An 8,165-nucleotide genomic window follows, 5' to 3' on the forward strand; every position below is an offset into this window, starting at 1 on the left:
GAACCAATCGGACAAGGTTGCATTCATCATTTGCGTCAACGGCGGCGGCAGCTCGGTAGGCATTGAAGGATATTACGATGATCTCGCCGACAATGCTTCGCTAACCATCGAACAGCTCACGGCGATGTTGGCGAATTATGCCGGCGCGCACGGTTATGATCCCACTGTGGCATTGCAGGCGCTCAACGTACCCGCGCTTTGGGTTTATGGCGGCATGGATCGCAGCAATCCCACGTTCTACGACATCGCGCAGATTGAAAAGATCAAACAAGAGCGAAGTAAGGACTTTACAGTTTTGCTTTTCCCGAACATGAATCACGATTTGATCGATGTTACCACTGGCCAGTTCGATCCGCAATTTTTTCCACAAATATTTGCGTGGGGGCAGAGTAAGCTGGTCAAGTGAGCTGTTCTTTTATGACAGAAAAATGTTTGGCAAAAATGCTTCATTTATTTCTGCCATAGACCTTTCCGTCATTTTACTGTTTTGCACACGGCCTTGAGGAAAAGTAATGAGAAAAAATTTGCCCATCGCTTCTGCCGCCTTCATCTTTCATTTGCTCTGTGCGTCTTCGCAAGCCAGCGGTCCTGTGGCTTCGGATTTTAGCTGGGCGAAGATGCACGGCAATAGCCCCACAAAATTCACTGCAAAGGAGTGGCGACCCATCATCGACGCGACGTGGGGACAAGGTTTGCCGACAGCACAGAAGCTGCAAATCTTCGATCGCTGGTGGAACGAAGTGGATTTGCAATATGGCGCGTTTCACAATTTCGCGCCGGATATTTTTGCGCTGCGCGATCATTATCGGCCGGAAATCGAAGCGGGCGTGAGTCGCGGCAGGTTTGCGGCAATCATGAATCACTTCACTTTCAAGTTGAATGAGCTGCACACTTGGGCTTACGATATTCGCGTCTCCTTCACGACACTCAGAAAAGGCGTGCCGGTTCTCGTCGTCGGCCAGTGGGGAACGAATCAACATTTTGGCGCGGTCTTGACGCAGCTGCCTGATAGCTCACTACTCGTTTATAAATCGTTGCCAAATCACCCGCTCGGGCTTGTGCCGGGCGATCTCGTGCTCGGTTATGACGGCGTTTTGTGGAAGGATATTTATCCTGCGCTGCTCGAAGCGGAATTGCCCCTCGCGCTCAATATCGTCAACGCCGCCACGGAAGAAGCGAACACGTATTATCTGCTGCAATCCGCGGGGTTGAATTGGCATTTGTTCGACACGATTGACATTGTGAAATACGACAGCGGCGATACGCTGCACGTCAGCACCAATCTACTCGCGAACGAGAATCGCATCATTTGGGGCAGCGAGCAAATCGACGTGCCGGGCGTGAAGTGGCCGGATCGTACGAACGGTCGCCGCGTGAGTTGGGGCGTGATGACGGGCACGAAGGTCGGATACGTTTATGTGACCTCGTGGGCTGCCGATGCGCAGAATACTATACTCGTGCAATTCCGCAACGCGGTTGACAGCCTGATGCATCACACCGAAACCGAGGGCATCATTCTCGATTTCCGTTTTAACACCGGCGGCACTGCGCTCGCACGCGACGGCTTGGTGCTGTTGTTCAATCAAACCGTAGCAACGGTCGGCTTTGATCGTCGCGTGCGCGGCGAAGATCATTTCGCCATGCAGCCCGATCCGCAGCGGCCGGCTTCGGCGCTCGTTATTCGCGGAGACCCAAATACTTTTTACAACAAACCGATTGCAATCTTAATCGGGCCGGGTTCGATCAGCGCGGGTGAGTTGGAGGCGCGGCGGCTGGCGTTTCATCCGCGCGCGAGAATTTTTGGAAAAGCGGCCGCGGGAGGAAATACCGGCTCGGACAACATCAATCTTGGCAACAGTGATTGGAGCGCGATGCTCGCGACCGGCCCGCAATATTTGGTGAGCACGCATGAGTATCTTTCGCACAAAGCGCTCGAGCCGCACGAAAAAGTTTGGTTTGATCGCGACGACGTTGCGCGCGGCGAAGATACGGTGGTGAAGACGGCGATGGCTTGGATTGCAAAGCAGACAACGGGTGTTGCAGATGAAGCAAGCGGCTCATTACCAACGCAATTTATGCTGCAGCAAAATTATCCGAATCCATTTAATCCGAGCACGGCTATCACGTATCAATTGCCGCTAAACAGTGAAGTGAAATTAGCTGTCTACAATAGTGCCGGACAGTTGGTGCGCAAGCTGGTCGATGGCGAGCGGCAAAGCGCAGGCGCTCACACGATAACGTGGGACGGCAAAGATGAAAGCGGTAAGCTTGCTGCCAGCGGCGTTTATGTGTATCGCCTCGAAACCGTGAGCCGGGTGGATTCCCAAAAAATGATTTTGCTGCGGTGAAAGTATAAACGTGAATCACGTGTTCGAACCATCAAGCGTCTTTGTCTACTAAAAGTGAAACCTTTGCTTTTCGAATAAAATTTTTTTTCAACGGATAGAAACAACCAACTGATAAAAAGCTTTTTATCATCCGTTGGGTTGTTTCTAGCTGTTGGAGATTTTTTGTTTAATGAGAGGAAGCGCAATCGTAATTGGCATCTTTAAAAAAACTGGAGACTCGATGAATCGACTTCTTTTGCTGTTTGGAATAATGATCGCACTCGTTTTTGAGAACGCCTCGGCGCAATCGCTTTCGCAAGCTGATCGCGCGCGCGTGGAACAATTCGGTACGGAGTATATCAATGCGCTCAATTCCGGCTCTGCGGATTCTTATGCCAAAACCATTAAAGCCATTTTTGCGGCAAGCACGCTTGAAAAAATCGGCCTCGCGCGCATTCAGAGTCAGATGGAAAGAATTAAACTCGATTTCGGCGCATTTGAATATCATCACTCTGAAATTTCAGAATTCAATATGGGCAATGCTATCAGCCGCGTATTGCACGTTTATGCCAAGCCGCCCCGTTCGGCGATGTGGAGTGATTTTCAATTTCGCTTCGAAGCCAATCCCCCGTTCAAATTAACCGAGCTGGCATTTATCGCGGAAGTTGCCGAGCCGGTTTATCTGCCGAACAGCGCCCTCACGGATCCGAACACGCTCACGTGGCTCAATAGTTATATCGATAAGTTGATCGCGCAAAACGATCTTTCTGGCAGCGTGCTGATCGCCGAAGGCGAGCACGTCGTGTTCGAGCGCGTCTATGGATTTGCCGATGCCAAGCGCGCTGTAAAAGTTACCTCCGACACGCGCTTCAATCTTGGCTCCGGCAACAAAATGTTTACTGCGCTCGCCATTGCCCAACTTGTCGCCGCCGGAAAACTGAGTTACGACGATCCCCTCATCAAATTCTTTCCCGATTTTCCTCACAGAGAATTTACCGCGAAAGCAACGATTCATCATTTGCTCTCGCACACTTCCGGCATCGGAGAGTATTGGACGGAGGAATACGTGCAGTATTGGCACGAGATCAAGACGCTGCGCGACTATCTGCCGTGGATTTACAAAGCCGGAATCAGATACGAGCTGGGCAAGGAATTTTATTACAGCAATTCGAATTTTCTGCTCGCGGGTTTGATCATCGAACAAGCGAGCGGCATGGACTATTACGATTATATTCGAAAAAATATCTATCAACCGCTCGGCATGACGGCAACGGATTCATATTTTAGAAATGACAGCAAAGTGGTTTTGGCCGCTCCGCTTAAGCGCGAGGAGAAGGGGTGGGTGATTGCGAATCAAGGCTTGCGCGGCAGCTCTGCGGGCGGCGGCTATTCAACGACGCGCGATATGTTGCAATTCGCGCGCGGGCTGGTTGCTGGCAAGATTCTTTCCAAAGAAAATTTGAGCACGATGCTCGCTTCCAAAACTCGCGGCTTGGCCGAGGCGAGCGACTACGGCTACGGTTTCATTCTCTCGAACGAAGGAAACGTCCCCTCCTATGGCCACGGCGGCATCGCGCGCGGCGTGAATTTCGAGCTCCGCCATTTTCCTCAACTCGATATCACCTTTGTGGCCTTTTGCAATCAAGACAACGGCGCATATGACGATTTGCGGAAGAACATTGTCAAGTTGATTACGGGCGCACGGTGAACTTGCTGGGTCTCCACGTTTCTTCTTTGCCAGCATGCGGCAAAGGGCAATTGTTGTTCAAACTGCAATTTGTGTGAATTGGCGCTTTGATGCCCGCTTTTGTGTGCAAGGGTTCATCAGGGCAATTTTTTAAAAAGGGAATTTTACCGCACACCCTTAGATCAGGATTTGCGCTGATAATGAATTTGCCAATTCACTTTCCAGGTTTTGCCGCCATCCTGCGAGGCCTCCCAATTCCAGTCCAGCGCATCGCGTGTGAGGTTATACCACACCATGCGCTGCAAGAACTCTTTGCCGTCTTTGGTTTGCGCGGTGCGGGAAAGAATCATTTTGTCCTGTTGAAATTCGCCCACAAAATCCAAATAGCTGCCTTGATTGTCAACCCAGGTTTGCTGCCATTTGCCCAGGCGGGAGTTGTACACCGATACGCTCATGCCGCGCAGGCCTTGCGGCGCAAGATCGACAAAATTTTCTTGAATGACACAACTATCAAAAAGCGCGGTAATCGTATTGCTGCCGCGCCCAATTTCGCCGGCGGCCAATCCGCTTTGTTCGCCCGGCCACGTCAGTTCCCATTCCCCCAGCCAAAAATCAAACTGCCGGGCCGGCGACAAGTTTGGCGAGGCCTCAGTGAATAGAGCACAATCATAGACCACGGCTGCGGTTGCTGTAACGCCAAGCGCCATCGCGCTCAGTATCAGGGTTTGTTTGAGCGATACTGACATGTGTTCCTCTTGAACTAAAGTGAAGATTGCGTTGCCTGAGTTTGAATGATCAAATTTTATCCGGCCGGCGCGCGCCTCATGCGCACCGCAACATTGTTCCCAGCGCAAGCGCAGGTTGCCTGCTATTTCAGCAACAAGAGCCGCCGGGATTGTACGAATGAATCCGTGGCCAGCGTGTAAATATAAATTCCGGACGAAAGCAGCCGGCCCTTTTCGTTCCTGCCGTTCCATGATACCGCATGTGAACCGGCCTCTTTGATTTCATTGACGATTGTCGCGACTTTTTTGCCCAGCACATTGTAGATGCTTAACGTCACCTTCGTTTTGTGCGCCAGCATAAAGCTGATGGTGGTGGTCGGATTGAAGGGATTCGGATAATTCTGATGCAGGGCAAATAGCAGCGGTAGGCCGGAGTCTTGTTGATTGACTGAAGTGATATTTCCGTCTTCGTCGATCGTAACTAAACGATCGGCCGCAACGTTCTCAACGGTTTGCACTCTCCCGGAAGGCCAGATGACCTGCAAGGAATCCGCCTGGCTCGCCGCGCCCAAACCGAAATGCGCAATCAAGCTGTTCTGGCTGCCAAAACCGGTTTGCCCCGATATCTCGCGCAGTTGCCAAACAGCTTTATTGTTGATCAGAGCTTTTACCCGGACTTTAGCGCCGATGGCGCTGGTGTTTGAGAGTTTGCCGATCAGCTTGATTTTGAGCCAATGCTTGCCGGAGATATGGTTGACATAAAAAGCATTGGTTTGATTGTTGGCCGTGACCAGCAAATCGAGATCACCATCATCATCATAATCCGCCCAGGTGACGCTGGTTGCGGTTTTGTTATCTGTGACAAGCGGATTATCGGCGAATACCTCAAAGGTTCCGTCGCCGTGATTGACATACAAAACGCCCGGACGATCCGCGTTGGCCACGAACAAATCCAGATCGCCGTCATTGTCGAAATCGCCCCAACTCGAACCGAATGAGGAAGCAACATCCGTCACAAGCGGGCCGCCCAAAATTTTTGTGAATGTGCCGTCGCCGAGATTGTTATACAAAAAGTTGGTTTGCCCCTGCTCGTTGGCGACGAACAGATCCAGGTCACCATCGTTATCATAATCGCCCCAGCTTGCGCCGCGCGAGTTGCCGCCATCATTCACGATTTCTCCTGCGGTGATTTTGACAAAAGCGCCGTCGCCGTTATTGGCATAACGAAAATTATTCTCATTACGCCCATTGGCCACGAACAAATCAGCGTCGCCGTCGCCATCGTAATCGCCCCAGGCGCAGCCTTGTGAAAACCCGCGATCGGTGGCGATTTCGCCTTCCGTTATTTTTGCAAAGCTGCCGCCCCCCGCGTTTACGTAAAGCGAATTGTTCGCGCCCACGTTCGCCACAAACATATCGAGATCGCCGTCGTTGTCAATATCTCCCCAACTGCTGCCATATGAAAGCTCGCGATCGGTAACGAGAGCGCCCTCGGTGATTTTTTCGAAAACGCCGTTGCCCTGATTGTGATAAAGAAAATTCACCTGATTGAAATTCGCGACGAATAAATCCACCTTGCCGTCGCCGTCATAATCGCCCCAGCTCGCGCTTTGCGAAGCGCCGCCGTCTGTGACGAGAGGCCCTTCAAGGATTTTGGTGAATGCGCCGCCGTTATTGGCATAAAGCGCATTGTTTTGATTCTGCGCGTTGGTGATAAAGACATCGAGATCATTATCGCCATCATAGTCCACCCAGCTTGCGCCTTGCGCCGCGCTCACCTCCGTGGCCAACTCGCCCAGCGCAGGCTTGCTGAATTGCAGCACTGAAATGAAATGATTGCGCGTGATCGTATGCGTCGCTGCTCCGTTTGAAACGGTTAGCGCGACCGTATATTGGCCAGGCTCAGTGTAAGTCCATTCCGGATTTTGCTGTTGCGCATCGCTTTGCCCGTCATTATCGAAATCCCAAGCCCACGTTGTGATCGGCGCACTGAGATCGAACGAGGAAAAATCTTCAAACTGAACCGTCAAGGGCGGTATGCCTTCAAACTGGCTGGCCGTAAAATCTGCGCGCAACGCGCCGGCTGGAATTTCTTCAGTAATGGTTAGGATTTGGTCGACGGCAATGTTCGTCATTATTTTCGTGTTGCCGGAAGGCCAAACGATCACCAGCGAATCGACGCTAATTGCATCACCCAAACCAAAATGCACGCGCAGGCTGTTGTGGCTGTTGAAACCGTTTTGTGCAGAGATCTCACGGCGTTGCCACACACGCTGGCCGAGAATGGTTGCCAGCGCGCGCACTTTCGCCCCGATAGCCGCACGATTTGACAGCGTGCCGCGGCAATCAAGCTGCAGCCAGTGACTGCCGTTGTTGGAATCATTGCGAAAGAGGGCATAGGCCTGGCCGTTGCCGTTCACAAATAAATCGAGATCACCGTCGTTATCGTAATCGCCCGCGGTCGCTCCGGCGTTGTTGTTGGAGCCGGCCTTGGTCAACATGGCCAGCCCGGTGAAGCGTGAAAATGTGCCGTCGCCGTTGTTGTCATAATAACGATTCGGAGATCCAGCTTCGTTCGTCACAAAACAATCGAGATCGCCGTCGTTGTCGAAATCCGCCCAGATGTTGCCCAGCGAAGTATCGCGATCGTTGACGATGTCGCCCGTGGTAATTTTCGTGAACACACCGTTATCGTTGCGATACATGTGATTCACCAACGCGCCCGAACCGCCGGAATAATTGGTAACGTAACAATCGAGATCGCCGTCGTTGTCATAATCGATCCAGTTGAAGTTTTGCCCATCGCGCAGCTCGGCGGCGATGGGGCCGGTGCTGATGCGAGTGAGGGTAGCGCTGCCGGATTCTTTTAATTGATTTTGATAAAGAAAATCCAAGCCGGTGCGGTTGACTGGCCCGGCGCCAATGAAGAGATCGTTGTCGCCATCGTCGTCGTAATCGGACCAAATACCCACCGTATACGGCGCGGTTCCGGTTGTCACGTCGCTGTTGAGGATTTTGGTGAAACGCCCGGCGCCGTCATTGTGTAGGAGATGGTTGGGAAGTGCCGCGCCTACAAAACCGGCAGGATGGGTGATCATGAGATCAACATAACTATCGTTATCATAGTCCGCCCACGCGCACGACCAGCCGCGATTTTCGGCGAACAAGCCGATCGCGCCCGAGGTAATCGGCGTGAACGTGTCATCGCCGTCGTTGCGATACAGCACGGAACGCGCGCCGGAATAATAACAATCGAGATCGCCGTCATTGTCGTAGTCCGCCCAACTGACGCCGGCAGCAAGCCCTTGCACCAATCCCACGCCGATGCCGTGATTTTCGATGCGCGTGAAGTTGCCGTTTCCCTCGTTGCGATAGAGTTTGTCGCGGCTGGCAAACAAATCGAGATCGCCGTCATTGTCGTAGTCG

Annotated in this window: 4 protein-coding genes; 2 read left to right on the forward strand and 2 right to left on the reverse strand. The window is 52.2% G+C overall.

The genetic code is table 11. The features are described from left to right. The first annotated feature begins 512 nt into the window (after window positions 1–512). Both FBQ85_22665 and FBQ85_22670 read left to right on the forward strand, forming a co-directional pair. Window positions 513–2,348 (forward strand): T9SS type A sorting domain-containing protein, encoded by a 1,836-nt coding sequence (locus tag FBQ85_22665; protein ID MDL1877945.1) that lies wholly within the window; start codon window positions 513–515, stop codon window positions 2,346–2,348. A 169-nt stretch (window positions 2,349–2,517) separates the two neighbouring features. After that, window positions 2,518–4,035: a beta-lactamase family protein gene (locus FBQ85_22670; protein ID MDL1877946.1), complete on the forward strand. Its 1,518-nt coding sequence runs from the start codon at window positions 2,518–2,520 to the stop codon at window positions 4,033–4,035. A gap of 161 nt (window positions 4,036–4,196) precedes the next feature. On the opposite strand, the gene FBQ85_22675 is transcribed toward FBQ85_22670, so the two are convergent. Together FBQ85_22675 and FBQ85_22680 are read right to left on the reverse strand one after the other, a co-directional pair. Further along, window positions 4,197–4,760: a hypothetical protein gene (locus FBQ85_22675; GenBank protein MDL1877947.1), complete on the reverse strand. Its 564-nt coding sequence runs from the start codon at window positions 4,758–4,760 to the stop codon at window positions 4,197–4,199. Between the two features lie 122 nt (window positions 4,761–4,882). Next, on the reverse strand, window positions 4,883–8,165 hold a 3,283-nt coding region (locus FBQ85_22680), incomplete at its 5' end, for a T9SS type A sorting domain-containing protein (protein MDL1877948.1).

The sequence above is a fragment of the Cytophagia bacterium CHB2 genome (assembly GCA_030263535.1).
Taxonomy (GTDB): domain Bacteria; phylum Zhuqueibacterota; class Zhuqueibacteria; order Zhuqueibacterales; family Zhuqueibacteraceae; genus Coneutiohabitans.

What these genes read in the sequence shown, in the direction of transcription:
- FBQ85_22675 (MDL1877947.1), bottom strand. Translation starts at nt 4,760, where the DNA reads ATGTCAGTATCGCTCAAACAAACCCTGATACTGAGCGCGATGGCGCTT.
- FBQ85_22670 (MDL1877946.1), top strand. Translation starts at nt 2,518, where the DNA reads ATGAGAGGAAGCGCAATCGTAATTGGCATCTTTAAAAAAACTGGAGAC.
- FBQ85_22665 (MDL1877945.1), top strand. Translation starts at nt 513, where the DNA reads ATGAGAAAAAATTTGCCCATCGCTTCTGCCGCCTTCATCTTTCATTTG.